This window comes from Wolbachia endosymbiont (group B) of Parapoynx stratiotata (assembly GCF_947250635.1).
Classification (GTDB): Bacteria; Pseudomonadota; Alphaproteobacteria; order Rickettsiales; family Anaplasmataceae; genus Wolbachia.
This window is the reverse complement of the sequence record NZ_OX366335.1, coordinates 92,619-114,479: the sequence shown is the minus strand read 5'-3', so window position 1 is coordinate 114,479 and position 21,861 is coordinate 92,619. Positions and strand designations below refer to the sequence as shown.

Below are 21,861 nucleotides of genomic sequence, written 5' to 3'. Positions count from 1 at the left end.
TTAAAATATAGTGCGTAATTTTAATTTTAGTACTAATAATCCCTCTATACTAGAATAGAGTCAAGGGAAATAAAATACTAAATGTTTTCTTTACAATCTTATAATTAATTTTCTGATAAGATGCTCAATTCTTAGCAATGAAGTACAATAAAAGAATAAAAATACAATTTTTTATTGTACTTTAAGCAAATATACTTTTAACTTTATTATTAATCTATTACGATATTAAGCAGATGTTTCAAAGCAATGAATAAAAATGAGATCTTATAAGTTTTTAGAGGAAGTATTACATAAGGTAAGGAATATCGAAAACACACTAAAACTACTAAGCAAAAGCCAATTGAATGTAGAGGACAAAGTTGAACAAATGTGTCTTCTAGAGGAAATCAGACATGAAATTATCTCTCATGATGCAATAAAGGAATCATTAGCGAATGCTCTTAGGAATAAAAAGAGTGCTAATATTCAGCAGCTAAAGTTAATAGAGGGGATACACAAAAGCAGCAGTGCTATTCCTATTGATTTAGTAAAATCTTTGTCCAAAGCTAAGATTGAATGCCAAAACTTATGGAGGCTAACTAATTCTGAAATTAGTAACTTAGAAAAGCTGAAAGAATGCTTTACTAACCTAATTAAGCTTACTCGTGAAGCAGCTTCTATAAAATCGCAGCAATTAAAGCGCTCAAACTATGAGTCATTGCTTGCTGACTATGACTCTAATATCACAGAAAAGAACATAAAGGAAATATTTCCTAAGCTAGGTAAATTTTTTAGTGAAAATGTAGAGAAAGTAACTCAAAAGCAGAAGAAGGATAAGGTTACTAATATACAAAAAGTTACGGTTCAGAGACAGATTGAACTTGGTTCCTTATTCTTACAGCAAATGAGTGTTACACCAAATGAGATTTCCATTTCTTATTACGATTCTATCGATTATGATGAATCTGACCTTTGTTATGGTTTATTTTTACTTTTACGGCATACTGGTTATGCAATTCATCAAAAATGTTTAGCGCAAAATTCTATAAAGAGCTCAATTACAAAACATATTATGTATGAAACTCAAGGGTTATTCATGGAAAGGATCATTGGAACATCCAGAGAATTTATTGAGTTCATTCAACCACACATAAAGGAGAAACTTTCTACAAAAGGCAAAATTAATAGTAGTGTTGAAAATTTGTATTTGATTTTCAATAAAGTAAATCTTTCATCTTTTTTGAAGAATGAGGATGAATTTAGTTTATTGGCTCACATTATGCTAAGAACTAAATTAGAACAAGATCTAATAAATGGTACGTTAGAAGTTAAAGATCTACACGATAAATGGTTGGAAGGTATGAAGCATTACAAGATTTCAGTAAAAGCTAAAAATGAGCTAGACACTTATTTTCAAGATGAGTATTGGATAAGTGGTGTTATAGGCTACTTTCCTATTAAAGTCATAGCGTTAATCGCTGCTGTGCAGTTTTTTTCTTTCATTAAGAAAAATCATTACGAATTTTTAGATTCTATAGTAAAAGGAGATTTCAGTTTACTTATCGATTGGTTCTCTAAAAATGTATATAGTGCAAATTATGGCTTTTTGGAACAGCTAAAAAAGGTAACAGGTAGGGATTTAGATATTGAGTGCTACACTAGTTACTTATCTGAAAAGTATAATTTGTCTCAATAAATGGTTTTCTTGAGTTGTGTATGAGTTTTGTTCAGAATTTAATCAGAAATTTTTTTACTTTCAAAGGTTTATTTGCTAGCGATATTGCTATAGATCTTGGTACTGCAAATACTTTAGTTTATCAGAAAAATCAGGGGATAGTGCTTGATGAACCCTCAGTTGTAGCAAGAGTAAAAGAAAAAGGAAGTTACGTTCCTTATGCTTTTGGCAAAAAAGCTAAGATGATGCTCGGAAAAACACCTGGAGAAATAGAAGCGATAAGGCCCTTGAAAGACGGAGTTATTGCTGATTTTAAAAGCGCGGAAGAAATGTTAAAATATTTCATACGCAGCGCAAACACAAGATTCACTGTTAATAAGCCTAGTATTATCATATGTGTTCCATCTGGATCTACCCCAGTTGAAAGGCGTGCTATACAAGATGCAGCAGAAAGTGCTGGTGCAAATGAAGTATTCTTAATTGAAGAACCAATGGCTGCAGCAATTGGGGCTGGACTTCCAGTTACCGAACCTGAAGGTTCTATGATTGTTGACATAGGAGGTGGTACAACTGAAGTTGCAATTATTTCTTTAGGTGGAATTGTTTATTCACGTTCTGCCAGAGTAGGTGGCGATATTATGGATGAGGCAATAAAGTCATACATTCGTGAAAATCATAAGTTATTGATTGGCGAAACAACTGCTGAAAAAATTAAGAAAAACGTCGGTTCAGCCAGTCTGCCAGTTGAAAACAACAAAGAGGGAATGATAATTAAAGGCAGGGATTTAGTGAGTGGTATGCCAAAAGAAATGCTTTTATCAGAATATCAAGTTGCAGAGAGCCTAATAGAGCCTGTACATCAGATAATTTCTGCTATTAGAACTGCACTGGAGAGTACTCCACCTGAACTTTCTTCTGATATAGTTGATAGAGGAATAATTTTATCTGGTGGAGGTGGGTTATTGCGCAACTTGAGTAAAGTTATTAGTGAAACAACAAAATTACCAGTTCGTGTTGCAGATGATCCACTTTGTTGTGTTGCCCTGGGTAGCGGAAAAGTACTTGAAAACATGGACTATTTTGGCCATGTTTTATTCAAGCAAGATTAAATTGTTTTTGAAGGCAGTTTATCGAATTGTTTTGATGGAATTATGTAATATAAATGAGATCCCAGTGTCACGCACCAAGTAATTTAAAGGCAACTTCCAGCAGGAAGGGGTGTCATCCCAGCGCTTGACACTGGAACTTGACTACAAATAAGTACGCTGTTTCGATGAAATTGTGTAATAGAAACTGGATTCCAGTGCTTGACACCAGGTTTGTGTTTATAAATTATATGCTAAAAGAATTTGAAATTGAACCTTTATTAAAAGATAAAGCTCCGCATCAAACTAAGGCTATTGTTGCAATGTCCGGGGGAGTTGATAGCTCCGTTGCTGCAGCACTGCTGTATAACCTTGGGTACGAAGTGATAGGTGTGACTCTTCAGCTCTATGGCAGTGATGGTAATGCGAGAAAGGGTGCATGCTGCGCTGGACAGGATATTTATGATGCCAAATACGTGGCTGAAAGTGTTGGCTTTCCCCACTATATTTTAAACTACGAGGAAATATTCAAAAAGGAAGTAATAGAGGATTTTGCAAATACCTATATGCGTGGGGAAACCCCCATACCATGTGTAAGATGTAACCAAACAGTAAAATTCCGTGATCTATTGCAAGTCACAAAAAATCTTGGTGCGGATGTGCTCGTAACAGGACATTACGTAAGAAGATTAGAAGAAAATGGTGAGGTAAAGTTGTGCAGAAGTATTGATAAAAGTAAAGATCAAAGTTATTTTTTGTTTGCTACAACTGAGGAGCAGTTAAAGCTTTTGCGATTTCCACTAGGTGAGTTCTATAAAAGTGATATAAGAAAATTAGCAAAATATTTTAGCTTACAAATCTCTGAAAAGCCGGATAGTCAAGATATATGCTTTGTTTCCGAAAGCTATAGTAAAACAATAGCTAAATTAGCTCCACAATCTGTACAGAAAGGTAAAATAGTAGATATTCATGGAAAAGTGCTAGGTGAGCACAGCGGCATAGTAAATTTTACAGTGGGCCAGAGAAGAGGCCTCTGCATTGCACACAGTGAGCCTCTTTATGTAGTAAGAATTAATACAGAAAATAATGAAGTTGTAGTAGGCCCGATCAATGCTCTAATGCAAAAAAAGATATTGGTCAAAGAGTTAAATTGGTTAGAACAACCAAAAGAAGGCATGGAAGTAACTGTGAAGCTTAGGTCATCACATGCAGGAAGCTTAGCGACAATACATTCGACTGACGAAAAAAATAAAGCCTGTGTAATTTTAAACGACGATTACTTTGGCATCAGTCCAGGTCAAGCCTGTGTAGCATATAAGGGCGAACAAGTTATAGGTGGAGGTTGGATATGCTCCTAACTTGGTGGTTTAATTTTTTAATGCAGAATGTAAACATACAATAAAATTTATTGCTGTTTTATCCTATATTCTTTATACTATAAAGGTAATTATTATATTGTGGACTAGAGGGATGGTTAAAGAAGTTGAAGAGTTAATAAAAATTGTTGGTAAGGGCAATTTACTAGAGGCCGCATTTATTCGTTTGGGCAGTTTTCAACATGCTGACTTACATCATTGCATGGATTGCAGAAATCATATAGGTCTATCCGAATTCATTAATAAAAAAGAACAAGAGCCATTAGATAAATATTTTAACTTAAAATTTAGTCTACAAGGATTGTTTTTAATTTATGTTCAAGCTTATAGAGTTCTTGCAAAAAATGCTCAGTTCAATACTCAAGAAGTAATTGATAAAATATATGCTGCAGTTGAAAGTAAAAAAATACCTACTCTTTGTGACACTTCGAAGAAACTGCTAAGGGAAATTGTAGATCAAGTAGGATTGACAGAAGATCAAAAAAAACTAAAGCTTTTTAATATTCTAGCAAATCCGAAAGGTGAAGCTCTATTTAACAATAATGATGACTTTGAGAAACAAGTACTCAATAATGTTAAAAAGTTACTCAAAATAAGCTATGCAAATGAATTTGATAAAGAGTTTAGCTTATGTAAAGAGGTAATAAATCATTATTATTCCATACATAATATAAAAGTGGATAAAGACATAGCATTACTATTTTCTAGTTATGGTATATTTTCTACATGTACTGAAAATCGAGATATTTTACCACTTAATCAATATATTAATGAGAAAGCTAAAGCAATCAATACACCACTGTATTACGATTACATTCAGAAGTTACTACAAGTATTACAAGAAATTGAGTTAACGCATAGAAATGGATTCACCAAGTATACACTTAATTATAGAGATATAAGTGCATTGGAGGAGACATTTACAGCTCAAAGAGAGCAACACAGTCAAGATTTCCTATATCCTAAAAATATCAAACGTACTCTAGAGCAACTGTTAAAAAACCAAAACAGCGATGAATTTGAACAGTTAGTAACAAGCCCTGAGAATATATACTACTCAGTGCAACAAGAAGAGAATGAATGTAGGCCAAATTTCATCCTCAGCAAGCAAAATCACAAAAATACATTCTGTAAACTTATTTTAGGTATGTTTGTATTGTCTGTTGGGTTATATGTTGCTGATTATTTCTTTATGGAGCAAAAGTTATTCAACTCAATAACAAATATTTTGCCACAAAATAATCTCATCAATTTCATAGTTGCTGCAGTACTTACTATCGTAATAGTATATGCCTTATCTCAATTATTGAAACCACCACAGGAACCACCACTTTCAACAGTCGATGATGTGCGGAAGAAAAAATTAGAACCGCTCCATGCAAAATAAGCTCAGAACTACATAAATGTGGCAACTTAAAAGCACATATTGTATAATGCTTATTCTTAAGTTAAGAGGTAATTTATGGATTTAAGTAAAATAACAGCGGGACCAAATGCGGTGAATGTGGTAATTGAAATAGGCGCAAATGCTGAGCCTGTAAAGTATGAATTTAATAAAGAGCTCGGATTATTACAAGTTGACAGATTTTTGTCTACTTCAATGACTTATCCTTGCAATTATGGATTTGTACCAAACACCTGTTCAGGTGATGGTGATCCTGTGGATATTTTGGTACTAACTCAATTTCCTTTAGCGCCTGGAGTTTTGATATCGGTGCGTCCAGTAGGTGCATTACTCACTAAAGATGAAAAAGGAGAGGATGAAAAGATATTAGCGGTGCCCATTTCCAGTGTTGACAGCTATTATGACAATATAAAGAACTATTCTGACTTACCTAAAAATCTATTAGATAAAATTGTTCATTTCTTTTCTCATTATAAAGATCTAGAAAAGGGAAAAACAGTGACAGTTGGAGAATGGGCTGATGTAGAAGAAGCAAAAAAAATCATTGAAAAAAGTATAATTTAGTTTGCATTAGAGCTATTCAGAAAAACATTGTTGTTTTTAATGTTGCGGTTAAAAGCATTAGACAGGCAGTAAAGGTCTTGATATTATATAATCTTAAGTTCTAAACTTGGAAGGGTGGCCGAGCGGCTGAAGGCGGCGGTTTGCTAAACCGTTATACGATTGAAAAGTCGTATCGAGGGTTCGAATCCCTCTCCTTCCGTATATTATTGTTTAGGTATTCATTACAGTAATTTCATCCTCTTTTTTAATTATTAAAAAGTTAGCTAGCGTTTATTCAGTATTTATTATAGAATTAGTTATTAGCTAAATAATTTTATATGCATAAAATACTAATTTTGATATTAATAATGCTGCCGCTTAGGTTACTTGCAACTGAGATTGAAATTGTTGCAGATGTAAATGGTGAGCCAATTTCAAATTTAGATATTGAAAAACGCGTCAATTTTATAAATTCATTGCTTGGCAATCAGAAGATTAATCAAAAAGAGGTAAAATCTCAAATTCTAAGACAGTTAATAGACGAAATTATCATTGTCAGCGAAGCACAGAAGATGAATATAGAATTGAGTAACGAGGAGTTAAATAATGCTGTCACGTTATTCTTAACTCAAAGTTTAAAACTTGAGGCTGATGAAGTTGATCAATACGTAAAAAAGCATAATATAGATCTCAATACCCTAAAAAAACAAGTAAAGTGTCAGCTACTGTGGAACAAGATTATTGAAGTAGGAATTGTGCCACTTGTCAATATCAGCGATAAAGAAGTGGACGATGTAAGAAAACAAAAAGAGAAACCTGACTACCTTATTACATTTCAGGAGTTTGTAATTCCTGATCAGAAGATGGCTGAAGATTTAATAAAACAATTACGTAGCAGTAATAATCCAGAATCTTCAATAAAGATGAGCAAAGCAACCGTTAATTTAAGTCAGCTAAAAGGTAAACTCAAGGACGTTTTGGAAGGATTAGAAATCAGTGATGTAGCAGGTCCGGTTAGTTTAAGCGAAGGTTACTCTGTTATAAAAGTCATAGATAAAGTACAGCTTAATCATACAATGCTGAAAAGTACTTTAAAACTGAAACAGGTTGTAGTTGAAGGTTCAGAAAGTTTACTCTCTAGTTTTAAGGAGCAAAAGGTCAGTTGTTTAAATTTTGACAAGTTAGCAGATGATTTCAAGTTGCCAAGCGTAAAAGAGTTTGAAATAAAAATGCGAAATTTAAATCCTGATTTACAGATTTTATTTAGTAAAACAAATATGAATGAAATAGTAGAATTAAGAGAAAATAGCACTGCAAAGTTGATGATGTTATGTGATATCAAAAATAATGCAATGGATATAGAAGCAATCAAACAGGAAATGTATCAACAAAAGATTATGATACAAAGCAACCTGTTATTGGATAATATGCGAAAAAATGCAGCTGTTAGTTATCAGTTTAATTGAAGTTAGAGAGGTTTTCTACTCCATAAAAAGTTTATGAAGAATATAATGCTCATTGGCGGTGGAGTTGGAAATGCAGTGTTATTTTCGATAGGGAAGGCATGTCTTGAAAACAATCATAAGATTTTATATTTCGCTGGCTATAAAAAATTAAGTGATGTATTTAAACGAGCACTGATAGAACGTGCATCAAGTGCAGTAATTTGGGCATGTGAAGAAGGATTGATAGAAACAAGTAGAGATCAGGATAAATCCTTTCATGGTAATATAGTTAATGCAATAAGCTCATATCAGCAAGGAAAGTTAGGTAAAATTACTATTAGTTTAAACACTATAGATAAAATCATCACTATTGGTTCTGATAAAATGATGAAAGCTGTAAATGAAGCTAGAAAAACAATTTTAAAGCCATATCTGAAACCAAAACACATAGCAATATCATCAGTTAACTCTCCTATGCAGTGCATGATGAAAGAAATCTGCGCTCAATGTATTCAGCAACACATAAATAAGGAAACAGGAGAAATAAGTTTTGTTTATAGTTGCAGTAATCAAGACCAGGATATGGAGCTTGTTGACTTTGATTTTTTAAGTGAGCGCTTGAAGCAAAATAGTTTACAAGAAAAGCTCACTGCAAAATGGATAGAACATGTTCAAAGACACTAAACAGCACAAAGAAGAACTAAGGAAGCAATATAGAACCATAAGAAAAGATGTTGATGAAAGTTATTCTAGTTATGCAGCAAATTCTCTTATTAATCTCTTTAACAAAAACTTAAGTTGCGTTAAAGGTAAAACAATAGCAGCGTACATTCCAACAGACGGAGAAATTAATGTTGTGCCTTTGATGCATCATTTACTCGATTTAGGATATAAAGTAGCAATTCCTAATAAAAATAAGTTATTAAAATTTGAGGAATGGAATAAAGCAGATGAAGATATAATTCCCGACACAATCATTACCCCTATTGTTGCTTTTGATGATCATTTTAATAGGTTAGGTTTTGGCGGTGGTTGGTATGATGAAATGATAAAAAAATTACGGCCACTTGGAAAAATATTTATAGGTGTAGCCTATGAGAAGCAATATTGTAAAAATTTACCTGTAGAAAAACATGATCAAAAATTGGATATTATAATCACTGAGATGTGTGTTAGATGTAGAAGTGGATTGCTCAAAAAAGTGGATAGAAAGGAGTAGCATAGTCTCCCTCTTTCTGATAGTAATTGCTTATCTGTTCAGATGCATGCAAATATTGAAACCTGTACTCCCTTTCTTGTCATCAGAGTAGCTGACACTGGGATGGCTTTGTTGCATCACACTTTATGAGATGGTGATTTATGGTAAATTCATGTATAGCACTTCTCATAATAGTCAGAATAAAAAAGCAGAATCAACAGCTTGACGGAAAGACTTAAAAATAGGGATATTTTTTCTAGCTCTGTTCTTTATAGCAAACCACTGATGCTCAATTTTGTTAAAGTCTGGAGAATATGGAGGAAGATAAAGAATTTCAGCACCAACTCCTTTAGCAAGATTATCTATTTTTTTAGATTTATGGAATGTAGCGTTATCAAGAATTACAGTTTGGCCAGACCTTAAAATTGGAGTTAAAAACTGCTCAAACCAAGCCTCGAAAACATCCTTATTGCAGTATCCTTCAAAGGTCAATGGAGCAATGATCTTCCTTTTATTTAGAGCTGCAATCATACTGACACACTGAGTTTTTTTACCTGATTTTAATGAATTCTCCTTTTCTGCAATATCCGTAGGTTCTGTATTATCTATTCCAGATTCATCAATATATACAAGATTTTCATGACGTTTTGTTGCTATAACCTTTAAAAATTGAGCTCGCTTTCCTTCATTTCTTTCTTTATATCCGTAGGTCTTTTTTTCTTGTAAATCCAATATTTTTAAGTGCGCGGTGAATCGTTTGTCGACTGATATTACCCCAGCATCTCTGACTGAGTTTTGCCACCATGGTTTTTTGCAAATTTGGTAAAAACATTCCAGTCAGTAATTTTATGGTTATATCCTACGCTTCCAGGCTTTTTTGACTGAAAATCTCCCGTTTCCTTACGCCTTTTCTGCCACTCATATAGAGTCGTTTTTCCAATTTTAAATCTCTCGGCAACAGTTGCTCTACTTTCTCCTTCATCCAATGCCTCCATTGCTTTTTTCCTTAAATCGTAACTATACGCTGCTGGCATACAAACCCCACTACCATAAATCCATATCTTAACTTGTTTGGATTATTATGAGAAGAGCTATAACTGCCAGTTCTTTTCACTTGAGCGATGCAACAAAGCCCACTGGGATCCAGCCTGTTTTATCTTTTATCATAGAATGAGACGTTCAGCATATTCATCTTTTTCCATTACCATATCATAAACAATCATTCCATGGGAGCGCATAATTTCAGGTGTATGATCACGAATCAATTTATCAATCTTGAAATAATTTTCTTTATACTTCCTTTGACGGATATCAAAACTTTATTTGGTAAAATCAAACCGTGACTTTCGATTTAACCCAATTATACAATTTACTCATTTTACCATCTTGACCGAGCATTCCAGAGTTATTTTTATAAAAAGTGTCAACTATTAGCTTGATAGAGCCTATGGCAGCAGAAAATACGGGATTTTTATCATACTCGCCATCAAGGCCACTGAGAGACTCAGGGCATCCAATGCGGACTTGTTTGTTGAATATATAGCTTGCAATCTCTTTCATGCTTGTGAGTTGACTGGTTCCACCTGTGAGCACTACTTTATTGATTGGATCTTTTTGTTCTTGAAATTGTTCTCTTACCAGTTCAAATATCTCCTCAACTCTAGGTCTTATGATGTCAATAAGTTCGGACTTGGGTACTTGAGTCGGTTCATCATTTTCACTGTTTTGCAGTGTAATATATTCGTTCTCATCTATTGAAGTTACGACAGTGCTACCGTATAGTATTTTTATGCGTTCAGCATGCTCTATACTTGTGCATAGTCCATAAGCTATATCTCGAGTGATGTGAATGCCGCCAATTGGAATGCTGCTTGTGTATATAAGCTTCCCTCTCTTAAAAATTCCAATTGCAGTACACCCACCCCCTATGTCAACAATGGCAGTTCCTAGCTCTTTTTCATCTTCACTTAGACAGGCAAGGCCTGCAGAATATGCGGAAGCAATACAACCAGCCATACTTATCCCGCTATTATTAGTTATACAATTTTCAATGTTGGTAAGCGCTGGACGCGAAGCAGTGACGACATTAACATCAGCAGATAGTCTTTTTCCGTACAATCCACCAACCTCTTTTATATCAGTCATGTCATCCAAGTGATATTTCAGTGGTATATTGTGAATGATAACATTTTCTTCGATATATTTCTCAAACGTCTGAAAGACTACACGTTTTATATCTCGGTCTGAAATTTCGTGATTAGCTGCAATAATTTCGTTATATACGTTAAAAGATGAGACTCCACATCCGGCTACATTCACATATATCTGGTCTATAGTCTCTTCTGATACTTGCTCAGCTAAACCTATAGTTGATGAAATAGAGTAACTTGCATGCTTTGCATCAGTTATTGATCCACCGCTTATACCTTCTGCACTTTTATAACCCGTTCCTATTATTTTATAGCTGAAGTTGCTATTGATCTTAACAATGAGACAGATAATTTTTGTTGTACCTACGTCTAAAACGGCAAAAACATTTCGCTTTGGTTTTATTATTACTGCAGAGTACATTAGTTGACCTTATGACACAATTCCATTCAAATTGTAGCTTCCTTTAATAATTTATATTTCTATTAAAAATACAGCAACATTTTAATATACCCAAAATACTGTACAAAGGAAAAAATAAAACATAAAATTTTAATTTTATGTCTAAATTGCCAATTGTAATTGCCCCTGATGAAAGGTTAACTACACGTGCCAGTGAAGTAATAGATATAACCGATAAAATTAAAGAATTAGTAAACGACATGTTCGAAACTATGTACTATGCAGAAGGTCTTGGTCTTGCTGCAGTACAAGTTGGAGTGCTGAAGAGAATTTTTATCATGGACGTTCAGCCAGAAAAGGTTGGAGATGAGCTAGCAGGGTATGACTCAGTTGGCAAGTTTTGTATGATTAACCCTGAAATTACAGAATTATCGGGTGAACAAGTAATTCTCAAAGAAGGGTGCCTTTCAATTCCAGAGCAAAGCCATGAAATTAAGCGTCCAAAATATTTAACTGTGAAATATAAAAATTTAAATAACGAAGAACAGACGCTAAAAGCTAGTGGTTGGCTTGCAAGGTGTATTCAGCATGAGTTAGATCATTTAAATGGTATATTATACGTTAGACATTTGTCTAAATTGAAGTACGATATGGCTATGAAAAAAGCTCAAAAGGTTAAGAGGCACTATGAACAATGAAGATCTAGAATTGTTGAAGTTCTATCATGAAGTGGGTGTTGACTGCACGCTAACTGAAGGTGAAGAGGAAAAAAAAGTGGAAAATGAGAGAGCTGCACAGTCTTCTGTCATCGAGCAGAAAAAAGCCATGTTCCCAAGTGACTGGATCATTGAAGCAAGGAAGCTTGCAAGTGAATGTGGTAGTGTAGATGAACTAAGAAGTGCAGTTAAGTCATTTGAGGGTTGTGAAATAAAAAAAACTGCAACTAATACTGTTTTTTCCGATGGTAATCCAAATGCAAAAATCATGCTTGTTGGTGAAGCACCAGGAGCAAATGAAGACCTGAAAGGCATACCATTTTGTGGTGCAAGCGGAATGCTGCTCGATAAGATGCTCGGTGCAATTAATCTGGACCGCACTAAGGTATATATAAGCAACACCGTGTTTTGGCGTCCACCAGGTAATAGAAAACCAACTGATCTAGAGCTTGATATGTGCAGACCATTTGTTGAGAAGCATATTGCTCTTGTTTTACCGCAGATTCTGATTTTTGTTGGAGGAATCGCATGTTATAGCCTTCTTGATAACACAAAGACTATATCGAACTTGCGTGGCAAATTTCATACTTATACTAACCAATATTTATCTCATGCAATTACCACAGCCGCTATATTTCATCCAGCCTATCTACTTCGTCAACCAGCACAAAAACGCTTAGCTTGGGAAGATTTAAAGAAGATTAGAGAATATCTTGATAATACCAATAACCACACGGACGTTTAGCTCACTACTCGTTGTCATCCCAGTGCCGGCTAATTGCATTAAATATTGAAAAATTTACTAAACAGAGAAAAAGGCAAAAGAAAATCTATCAGCTACTACCTATTTTTTTAATTGGCGTTTTTCATTGTATTAAATGCTTTGATAAGCGCATTTTAGCTTATGTGGGTAAAAGTTTTATAAAGACATAGAGTGCACATAGTGCAAAAAATTAAACATCAAGTATATTGAGCTTTTTGTCGTTTTATCTGCACAGACTGAAGATAAATAATATATCTTCACCCTTATTTTAAGGAGAATGGCGGAGTCCGTCAAGTAACTCTTGCCGTTGCTATAGCTGCTTGAGTTCCTGTAATCACAATGTTGGTGCAATGCACGCATGGAATTTTATTTACTCTATAATATGTTGGTTTATAGTAGTACTAATGCAGAAATAAAGGGAGGAGACATTGGAAAGCAATATAAAAAAATTGAAAGGAAATTTTTTAGAACAAGCAATTAGAGTAAATCATGCTGGCGAATATGGAGCCATTTGCATTTATTCCGGTCAAAAATTTATTCTTAAAAAATCTTCCATAATTGACAAAATAATTGAAATGGAGGAGCAGGAAAAAAAACATTTCCACTATTTTAATGAGAAAATCAAGGAGCAAAGAGTTCGTCCTACTGTTTTGTTGCCAGTTTGGGGTGCTTTAGGGGTATCACTTGGTGTTGTAACTGCCATGATGGGTAAAAAAGCCGCTATGGCTTGCACTGCTGCAGTTGAAGAAGTGATCGGAGAGCACTACAAGGAGCAAGTCTTACATTTAGAAGATGGGGAATTAAGAGAAACTATAAGTAAATTTCGCGATGAGGAATTAGAGCACAGAGATATTGCAATTCAGCACAATGCCGAAAGCGCACTTGGCTACAACGTTTTATCTTTGTTCATAAAAACAAGCTGCAAAGCTGCTATTTACCTCTCTAAATTGATTTAATCAATCACTATTTGACAACCAACCACATTTGCCTTTAGTTCTTGTGCTAATTGCTGCCCCATATCCTCTACTACAATCGAATGCGTATGAATGTTTATAATTAATTTCTTAATTATTATCCTAAAAATACATTAATTTAATTCCCTATTAGAGTTTTCTTGTTGTTGTAAACATGTTTGCATAAGACTAGTAGATGGAACGTTTTTAATAGTCTGAGTTAACTCCTCAGGAATATTTTCAAAACTCTTGCCCATAACTTCTAAAACACTTTTCCCCTGTATAAGACAATTCCCTCCAAAGCTTGATTTGTTTTCTAACTTGCTAAACCTTATTTTGCTTTTCTCATCAATTTCTACTACCATTTTGTTACCATCTTTCCGTAGATAAATACTAATCTCTCCTATTTTAGTAGTAAAAAATATTTCAATACCACCTTTTAAGATATCTGTGTAATTTCTTTTTCCATCTTCTGTAATTTCAACTTTTACTATACTTTCCTCAATCTGAAATATGCCAACTTCTAAATCCTTATTTAAAGTTCTCGCAGTTTCAACAATACTACCTTGTGGATACTTAATATAAAAATATTTATTATCTACTTCTACTTCAAGATCATATTTATCAATTTGCTTGTTATTTTCTTTCACAATACCTTCATATGCTAGACCCTCTAGCATTTTTTTCTTACTCTTACATTGTTCGTTAAGATCATTTAAATAATTAGAGCCGTAATATCCGCCTTCAATATCGCTATAAAAAGATAATCCTTTTTCTACCCCACCTTTTAACACTAAATTACGAGTGATCTTTTGTATGATATTTTTTGTAGTTGAATTGTGTGGATTTGCATGAAAGCGATTAATTAATTCTTCCATTTTTTCAAATATAAAATTTGTTACAGTCTTATTATCCTTACCGTAATATGAGTTTAATCTTATTCCTTGATTTAAATAACCCTCTATTATGCGTTCCATGTACTTTAAAACGCTTTCTTGCTCATCGTGTTCTGTTATACCTTTTATCATCTCATCACAAAATTTTTTAACTAGAATTTGTTCATCTGTAGTCAATGGTATTTGCAATTTCGTAGAAGATGAGTCTCGCTCAAAAAGATAAATTATTGACAATTCTTCTGCTCTTTTAATAAAGTCATAACTTCTTAGATATTCTGCAACATCTTTGTTTTTTGCGTACCTTTTCTTGATTAAATCCATATGCCTATCTTTACGACTTATAGTCGGTAATTTTGGATTTGATGAACTACTCTGTTGACTATTGAAGAAGCTGTTAGAGAACTGTTCAGGCTCTAAAATAAGATTACTTTCACCTTGTTTACCTACTTGCTTAGACATATTATATACCATAACCACTAAAACTTTTTAGTGATTACTTCAATACATAGATAAGTCAATAAAAATATCTTTTTCTCTTCAGTGCTAAAAAATTGTCAAAAATCTCAAAATTGGTTAATTGCATATAACCTACTTTCTGGTATACATCAAAACTACCGTAGAAAGCTTCAACTTTGAAAGGGATTAACAAATAAAATTCTTGTACTTTGCCTCTACTAAAGTACAATCAGGCTTTATTTAATATTTTTCATGCTTGATGAAGTACATGAGGAGTGCGGGGTATTTGGCATAAGTTATAACCAAAGTGCTGCTTTTAACTCTATACTTGCTCTCCACGCTTTGCAGCATAGAGGTCAAGAGTCTTTTGGCGTAGTAACCAGTAACAACGATAAGCTGAACTCTTATCACTTTCAAGGCCAAGTGAGCAGTGTATTTGATGATATAGATGAAATAAAGAAATCCTTACCTGGGGATTGTGCAATAGGTCATGTTCGATACTCAACAAGTGGTAGTAAATTTGGAGTGCAGCCCATGTTTGGCAAAAGTGGCAAATTTGGGGATTTTGCCATAGCACATAATGGTAATTTAATTAATATTTCTCCGATACGCGAACAATTAATTAAACAAGAGTGCGTTTTTCAGTCAGATATTGATACAGAAGTAGTAGTGCATCTGACAGCAAGCAGTGAACAAGATAGCTTTTTAGAGAGTTTTATATATGCATTAAAGCAAATACAAGGTGCTTATTCTTTTGTGGCAATCAATCAAGAAGTAGTTATTGGAGTACGTGATCCATCTGGAATCAGGCCTCTTGTTTTAGGAAAGTTAAACGGTTCTTACGTTCTTGCATCTGAAACTTGTGCTCTTGATATAATAAATGCAGAGTTTATTAGAGAAATAGAACCAGGCGAATTAGTTACCATCAGTTCGGATAGTAAGCTAGCCTCAATGTTTCCTTTCCCACAGCAAAAATCAAGTTTTTGTATTTTTGAATACGTTTACTTCTCGAGACCAGACAGCATAATGGAGAAGAGGTCCATATATGATATAAGAAAAGAAATAGGAAGAATACTTGCAGAAGAGAGCCCACCAAAAAACAATGTAGATATGGTTGTACCAATACCTGATTCTGGAATACCTGCAGCTATTGGATATGCAAAGCATTCAGGATTACCTATGGAACTGGGGATAATTCGTAATCATTACATAGGAAGAACTTTTATACAACCCACCGCTGAAGTACGTAAAGTTAGAATAAAATTAAAATTCAATGCTAATAAGCACACTTTGAAAGGCAAAAACATAATTTTAATAGATGATAGTATAGTGCGTGGTAGTACGCTCAGAAATATAATAGTTATGCTAAAGGATGCAGAAGTAAAAGAGATTCACCTCAAAATTTCAAGTCCACCAATTAAGCACTCTTGTTTTTATGGAATAGATACACCAGATTGCAAAGATTTAATTGCTGCGACTCAATCTATAGAAGAGATAAAGGAAAGTATAGGAGTAGATAGCTTAGCCTTTTTGAGTATTGATGGGCTATACAGAGCTGTTAAAGCAGAAAAACGTAACAATGCTACACCGCAATATTGTGATGCTTGTTTCACTGGTGACTACCCAATTGGTAAGTAATCTATTATTAATGAAGGTGAGGTTTTTTCTATGTTATATTAACAGTTTTAAAAATAGATTTTTTGCATAACCATATAGTTTTTGCCTGGGCGTCATTTGAGTGAAAACTACTTTACAAATTTCGTCATTCCCTTTACTATGATACTAAGAGTATTTATCCTTATTTTTGACCTGCAGGCTCAATCACAAAATCAGTAAAAAACTCAAATATTTATTGGCAAATTACACAAAAATTATAGCGGCTTTTTTTATTTTTTCTACATTCAGCCAAAATGCGCTTGTTAGCACATTATTATAGCGCCAATTTACATTATAAAACTCGTCACACGGGGATTCTTCTGCCTTTTTTCTTCGTTTGGTAAATTTCTTAATATTTATAGCTAAAGCTTCAGGCTAGCACTTGATGCTGGAATCCAGCTTTCATTAGAAACGTTGATTACTTTTATGCTAATAATTTTACTACTCTGCTGAACGGATACAATTGAATATAGTATAGTCTTCTGTTCTGACGAGAATAGTTTTATTCCATCCATCAAAAAATGCTAAATTGAGGTATGTATCACCCTTATAGGGCTTGTGAATTTCAGTTATAATAAATTCTGAGATTAGGTTATGCTCTAAAAAAAGGTGTGCTATTTGTGCCCCACCAATCACAAAGACTTGAGAACTACTTTGAATTGACAGAAATTCTTGCATGGAAGAGACAACAGTACATTTTGGACCTCTATTAAAACACTTGTTACGGGAGAAAACAATAGGTGTACGATTCTTTAGTATGCTTTGAGGCACGGTTTCAAATGTCTTTCTTCCCATCACAATAATTTGTTTGTCGGTCACTTGACAAAAATGTTTAAACTCACTTGGATAACGCCAGGGCAAATCATTATTTATTCCAATTACCCCATTAGGGTCAACAGCCATAATTCCAATAATCTTCATCCTTTTAAGACAGCTTGGGCTACAAAAAATCTCATGTGGTCGCGTACATTATGCACTCTAAGGAAATCAACCTTATTTTGCAGTATAGCAGATGTAGCAATTGTTTCTAAATCTCTATTAGAGGGAGATTCTATGGAAAAAGAGGAAATAAATGACTTTCTGGAATGGCCAACTAAAACCTTGCAGCCAAAATTTTGTAAAGTTTCTATACTGCGTAAAATCTGAATATTCTGATACATAGATTTGCCAAAACCAATACCAGGGTCAATAATTATTGAATTTTCATCAAAACCCAGGCCTAGTAGTTTGTTAATGCTCTTCTCTGCCCAATTATTTATGATATCAATTGGGTCAGTGTCATGTGGAATAATATTGTCCTTATGTGGTGGTATCGAAAGTGAATGCATAATAACGACACTACACCCACTGCTAGCAACTTCTTTTAAGGTATTACTACTCAGATCTCCCTTCTGATCATTTACCCAGGCAATATTGTAGTGCTTCAAAACGTTTAAAATAACGTCTGGCCAAAAACTATCAATGCTGACTTCAATATCACCATTTTTCATATAGTCGCTAAGATTATCAAGTACTGGTTTTAGACGTTCATACTCTTCCTCTGGCGTCTTTATTGAAGCTCCAGGCCTTGTTGATTGAGCTCCAAGATCAACTATGCTTGCACCATCTGATACCAGCTGCAATGCCTGCTTGGTTGCTCGATTCGCATCATAATAAAGACCACCATCTGAAAATGAATCAGGGGTAATATTGACGATACCCATAAGCTTTGGTGAAAGCGTAAAACTCTTTGAAAAACAGTCTTGAACATTGAAAGCAAAGGTTTTGTTAACCATTGCCATCAAGTGGAGCAAAAATGGTCTATTTACTAATTCTGGGTGAGGAATTTTAAGGTCAGGTATATCAAGCGTTAGATCATCCCATAACAAAATATCTAAATCAATAACACGAGGTGCCCATTTTTCGTAGACTTGTGGACGACCAATATCACATTCGATTTGTTTTAAGCCTTTTAGTAGCTCCTCAGGAGAAGAAGAACAACTTCCATAGACAATCATGTTGAGAAATGGCTTGTTCCAATCAGGTGGAGCACCATTTGGTAAAATAGCCTTAGTTTCTAGAATGATCGAAGACTTTAAGTCTTTTAAATAGCGCTTCTTTAGTAACTCAGTAGCTCTTTGTAAATGGGAAAGGCGATTCCCTATATTTGATCCAATAGAAATATAGATCATTCTTGCAATTCATTACAGTAAGTAAAAAAAACGCCCCCATGCACACCAGGAACTGGTGGTGCGATTTTGTGAGTAGTCACCCTGACAGAAGAAATAATATGCTTCTTTCGCAGCAAAAGGTTATTAATGGCTCTGTATATCTCATGAGTTAAATGCTCGATTAAATTGCTTGCCCTGAACAAGAGATTGAATATTTTGCACTACTTCCAAATAGCAGATAGTATCTTTAAGTTGATCAGTTGTAAGCCCTGAAGGAGGAGATTTAAAAGTGAAATCAACGTCAATACTCACCAATTGGGGAGAAAACTTCTCTTCTGCACTACATCCCAAATGAACCCAAAGCCGTAAATCAGATATAAGAAGATTACATGCTACCACTGAATTTAGTATCTACTTATAATTAATGACAAACATCAACATTCATCATGCCATCAAGAAAACCCCATAAGAGTTTTGCTCCTTTTTCAGCGCCTTGCATAACTTTCTCTTGTTCTTCTTCGTTTAAATCTGCAATAAGGTTTGCACATTCTTCAGAATGCCACTCATCAGCTTCCATATGAACGGTAAAAAATTTGAGAGAACGCTCATCATTTATTGAATAGTGTTTTTTCAGACCTTCAATTTTAGACTTAGAAACCTCTGGAGTTTGACGTTCATAAGCGTACAGAGCTCCAAGACCTGCTGCAAAATCTGATTTTACAATGTCAAAATAACCATCAACTAATTCTCGTGTCTCCTTAATTTGTGCATTTTCACAAAGTTCTGAACGTGCTACTCCCAGTCCTTCAGCAAAACGCTGCCATAATTCTGGGTGATTCTCGTCGCCTTGTTCTTCCTCTATTAAATTACCAAGTAAAACTTGCCGCATTTTCAAATTCGGACACAAGGAATGTATACCGCTGATATAACGAGGAAAAGCAGCAACATGGTGATAATATTCCTTAGCGTAGGTTTGCAGAGCCTGAAGGCTTAAGCTACCTTCATTCCATGACTCGTAAAACGGGTGTTTTAATAAGTGTAAACTATCTAATTGATTATTAAGTGATTGAACAAATGTCATAAATAAACAGTAAATTGTTTTAGGCTACGTTTAGGTTTATCAAATGTCAAGAGGCATTTCTCACTACTACTTTAATTCCGATAAATATAAAGATAGATACGCTATGAGTTAATTTTTTAGTAAAATTGATTTTTTCTAAAATTTCATGTATTATTAAATCAATATAGTGAAAAACGCAAAATGAAAGTAACAGAAGAAAATACAATAAAAATTAGGGAAGAGTTCGTAGAAGTTCAAAATGGAATGCGAATTCAAAAGATAGTGATGTCAAACTCGAAGAGCAGTGCAGATAGCAGAAAGAAAAAGCATATAGTTTACTTTCCAGGGCTTACATATACTTTTGAAAAAGAGCCAAATGAAGACAAAAGTGAATGGAATTGGGCAGCTGAAGCAGGTATGGATGTTCACCTTATTAATTTTCCTGGTTCTGGAAAAAGCAAAGGCCATTCTTTAAACGGTCGAAATCGAGTAAATGCAGGAATTGGAGTCATTTCAGATCTTCTAAAGCAAGGCATTCACCCAGACAATATAGTACTGTATGGAAGCTGTGCTGGAGGACCAATAGCTGCGGAGGTTTATAAAAAATTTAAAAAAGATGACAATATTCATTTAAGATGCATTATCAATAAATCCTTTAGCTCATTCAAAAAACTTGTAGTGAAATTACTACACATATCAAAACCTAAATGGCTATTTCCTCCTATAATAAAATTCATACTCAAATGCTTTGGTTGGCACTTTAAGCCACACACAATAGTAAACGACATTACTCCATACACAATTTGTTTTAACTTAGAGAACGATGGCTTTATTAGTAAGCAGGCAAATATAGGTACTAAAATTGCTGACATAGAAAAAAGTCATAGGAAAAAAAACTACCAAAAAAAAGAAACTTTTGAAGGTTTTGAGCAATATAAAGAGTTTTTTATGGAGCATGCCAACTTAGCTAAAATAAAAAACCTTGAACCTGAAGTTGGAATAATGAAAAAATGCTGGAATAAGTTTCTATCGTTACTACCTATTAAGGCAGATGATATTCACTTTTCTTCGATTACAGAATTGTGCTCATCAAGTGAACACAAATACAATCTTCCTGAGCTGATTTCACTCTTTTTAGAATTCACAGATAATTATTTTGAAAAGAAGGGCTCTCTCAATCAAGAGAAACAACCAGAGATAAAAACAGAAGCGATATGTGGAAAGAATAGTGAAAAAGAAATAGAGGAAAAGAAACAGTATTTTACCAATTTAAAGAATTATTCAATAAGTCAGAATATATCTAAAAAGCTAACATCTCTGCAAATATTGAAATAAGTGTTTCTTTTGTGATTAAAAAAACATTGCATCTAGAGTATCTGCCATAAGTGATAATTCTGTGCTTTCATCATAGAGATTGTTTTCACTAGCTAATAATTTCTCACTAATTTGTGGATAAAGTTTAGAAACGTACTTCTCATAGCATTTATCTAGGCATTCTTGGTCTGTCAGTTTTGTTTTGTAGGAATGGCATTTCTGCTGACATTGATTATATCTAAATTCAATCCCTTTCTCTTTGTTTGATGCTTGTTGTTCCATAATATTCTTCAATTTAAATAATATTAATATTAGCATACAAATATGAACATTATGTTAATATCATTACTTTTTAGGTATACATGGCAAATTTATGCCTGGAAACAGTTTTTGGTTATTTCCTAGATTTTCTTTATAAAAACCAAAGGCGCCAGTTGGTTTTTATTAGCTAAGGTAAAGGTCAAATATCTGGAATTCTGGACATAAAATCCTCCTGTATAAATTAGAAAAAAATGCAGCGCACATATAACAGACGTGTGTATACGCTGAAAAAGATACGCTACGTTTTTTATTGAAAAGTTAATTGAAAGTCTGCAGACAAAGATAAATTTTTGAGCTCTTAAAATATCTCTAATTGTCAT

Annotated in this window: 20 protein-coding genes, 1 tRNA gene and 1 pseudogene; 14 read left to right on the top strand and 8 right to left on the bottom strand. The window is 33.9% G+C overall.

Annotation, left to right across the window (positions count from 1 at the left end; genetic code table 11):
- Positions 1–256: 256 nt before the first annotated feature.
- The 9 genes from OOT12_RS00615 (at position 257) to OOT12_RS00575 (ending at position 8,727) form a co-directional block, all read left to right on the top strand.
- Positions 257–1,675: a gluzincin family metallopeptidase gene (locus OOT12_RS00615; protein WP_264685290.1), complete on the top strand. Its 1,419-nt coding sequence runs from the start codon at positions 257–259 to the stop codon at positions 1,673–1,675.
- Between the two features lie 20 nt (positions 1,676–1,695).
- Entirely contained in the window at positions 1,696–2,763 is a 1,068-nt protein-coding gene (locus tag OOT12_RS00610) for a rod shape-determining protein (protein WP_019236777.1), read from the top strand.
- A 227-nt stretch (positions 2,764–2,990) separates the two neighbouring features.
- Complete coding sequence (gene mnmA, locus OOT12_RS00605; protein ID WP_264376559.1) at positions 2,991–4,097, top strand: tRNA 2-thiouridine(34) synthase MnmA; 1,107 nt, start codon at positions 2,991–2,993, stop codon at positions 4,095–4,097.
- Between the two features lie 112 nt (positions 4,098–4,209).
- Positions 4,210–5,502 carry a WD1261 family protein gene (locus OOT12_RS00600; RefSeq protein ID WP_264375090.1) on the top strand — a complete coding sequence of 431 codons (1,293 nt, stop codon included), beginning with the start codon at positions 4,210–4,212 and terminating at the stop codon, positions 5,500–5,502.
- Positions 5,503–5,577: 75 nt separating this feature from the next.
- Positions 5,578–6,084: an inorganic diphosphatase gene (ppa, locus tag OOT12_RS00595; protein ID WP_264375091.1), complete on the top strand. Its 507-nt coding sequence runs from the start codon at positions 5,578–5,580 to the stop codon at positions 6,082–6,084.
- Between the two features lie 108 nt (positions 6,085–6,192).
- Positions 6,193–6,283: transfer RNA gene (locus tag OOT12_RS00590), tRNA-Ser, on the top strand.
- A gap of 118 nt (positions 6,284–6,401) precedes the next feature.
- Complete coding sequence (locus OOT12_RS00585; RefSeq protein WP_264377203.1) at positions 6,402–7,529, top strand: SurA N-terminal domain-containing protein; 1,128 nt, start codon at positions 6,402–6,404, stop codon at positions 7,527–7,529.
- Positions 7,530–7,562: 33 nt separating this feature from the next.
- Entirely contained in the window at positions 7,563–8,192 is a 630-nt protein-coding gene (locus tag OOT12_RS00580; protein ID WP_264375093.1) for a ferredoxin reductase domain-containing protein, read from the top strand.
- Positions 8,176–8,727 carry a 5-formyltetrahydrofolate cyclo-ligase gene (locus OOT12_RS00575; protein ID WP_010403418.1) on the top strand — a complete coding sequence of 184 codons (552 nt, stop codon included), beginning with the start codon at positions 8,176–8,178 and terminating at the stop codon, positions 8,725–8,727. Before OOT12_RS00580 ends, OOT12_RS00575 begins: the two co-directional genes overlap by 17 nt.
- A 174-nt stretch (positions 8,728–8,901) precedes the next feature.
- Here OOT12_RS00575 and OOT12_RS00570 read toward each other — a convergent pair.
- Both OOT12_RS00570 and ftsA read right to left on the bottom strand, forming a co-directional pair.
- A pseudogene (locus tag OOT12_RS00570) lies at positions 8,902–9,740 on the bottom strand (IS630 family transposase).
- Positions 9,741–10,038: 298 nt separating this feature from the next.
- On the bottom strand, positions 10,039–11,277 hold the full coding sequence (ftsA, locus tag OOT12_RS00565) for a cell division protein FtsA (RefSeq protein ID WP_264685289.1): 1,239 nt from the start codon (positions 11,275–11,277) through the stop codon (positions 10,039–10,041).
- A 137-nt stretch (positions 11,278–11,414) separates the two neighbouring features.
- Here ftsA and def point away from each other — a divergent pair, with 137 nt between their 5' ends.
- From def to OOT12_RS00550, 3 genes are all read left to right on the top strand, one after another.
- Entirely contained in the window at positions 11,415–11,954 is a 540-nt protein-coding gene (gene def / locus OOT12_RS00560; RefSeq protein WP_264375094.1) for a peptide deformylase, read from the top strand.
- Positions 11,944–12,717 (top strand): uracil-DNA glycosylase, encoded by a 774-nt coding sequence (locus OOT12_RS00555; protein ID WP_010403847.1) that lies wholly within the window; start codon positions 11,944–11,946, stop codon positions 12,715–12,717. Before def ends, OOT12_RS00555 begins: the two co-directional genes overlap by 11 nt.
- A gap of 446 nt (positions 12,718–13,163) precedes the next feature.
- Entirely contained in the window at positions 13,164–13,691 is a 528-nt protein-coding gene (locus OOT12_RS00550; RefSeq protein WP_007302313.1) for a demethoxyubiquinone hydroxylase family protein, read from the top strand.
- 131 nt (positions 13,692–13,822) lie between these two features.
- Here OOT12_RS00550 and OOT12_RS00545 read toward each other — a convergent pair whose 3' ends face one another.
- Positions 13,823–15,043 (bottom strand): hypothetical protein, encoded by a 1,221-nt coding sequence (locus OOT12_RS00545; protein ID WP_264685288.1) that lies wholly within the window; start codon positions 15,041–15,043, stop codon positions 13,823–13,825.
- Positions 15,044–15,292: 249 nt separating this feature from the next.
- Here OOT12_RS00545 and purF point away from each other — a divergent pair, with 249 nt between their 5' ends.
- Complete coding sequence (gene purF, locus OOT12_RS00540; protein ID WP_264685287.1) at positions 15,293–16,678, top strand: amidophosphoribosyltransferase; 1,386 nt, start codon at positions 15,293–15,295, stop codon at positions 16,676–16,678.
- Between the two features lie 459 nt (positions 16,679–17,137).
- Here purF and OOT12_RS00535 read toward each other — a convergent pair whose 3' ends face one another.
- The 4 genes from OOT12_RS00535 to OOT12_RS00520 all read right to left on the bottom strand — a co-directional run bounded on the left by OOT12_RS00535 (position 17,138) and on the right by OOT12_RS00520 (position 19,927).
- Positions 17,138–17,617, bottom strand: coding sequence for a dihydrofolate reductase (locus OOT12_RS00535; protein ID WP_064085991.1), 480 nt, complete (start codon positions 17,615–17,617; stop codon positions 17,138–17,140).
- A complete protein-coding gene (folP, locus tag OOT12_RS00530; protein ID WP_264376556.1) occupies positions 17,614–18,867 on the bottom strand; it encodes a dihydropteroate synthase in 1,254 nt (417 codons plus the stop codon). Before folP ends, OOT12_RS00535 begins: the two co-directional genes overlap by 4 nt.
- Positions 18,868–19,008: 141 nt before the next feature.
- Positions 19,009–19,197, bottom strand: a complete 189-nt coding sequence (locus tag OOT12_RS00525) for a dihydroneopterin aldolase (protein ID WP_264685286.1) — start codon at positions 19,195–19,197, stop codon at positions 19,009–19,011.
- Between the two features lie 70 nt (positions 19,198–19,267).
- Positions 19,268–19,927: a CADD family putative folate metabolism protein gene (locus OOT12_RS00520; RefSeq protein ID WP_108784268.1), complete on the bottom strand. Its 660-nt coding sequence runs from the start codon at positions 19,925–19,927 to the stop codon at positions 19,268–19,270.
- A 180-nt stretch (positions 19,928–20,107) separates the two neighbouring features.
- Between OOT12_RS00520 and OOT12_RS00515 the strand changes: the two genes are divergently transcribed.
- On the top strand, positions 20,108–21,241 hold the full coding sequence (locus OOT12_RS00515) for an alpha/beta hydrolase (RefSeq protein ID WP_264375098.1): 1,134 nt from the start codon (positions 20,108–20,110) through the stop codon (positions 21,239–21,241).
- A 15-nt stretch (positions 21,242–21,256) separates the two neighbouring features.
- Here the strand turns inward: OOT12_RS00515 and OOT12_RS00510 are convergent, their stop codons facing one another.
- Entirely contained in the window at positions 21,257–21,502 is a 246-nt protein-coding gene (locus OOT12_RS00510; protein ID WP_264375099.1) for a hypothetical protein, read from the bottom strand.
- Between the last annotated feature and the right edge of the window lie 359 nt (positions 21,503–21,861).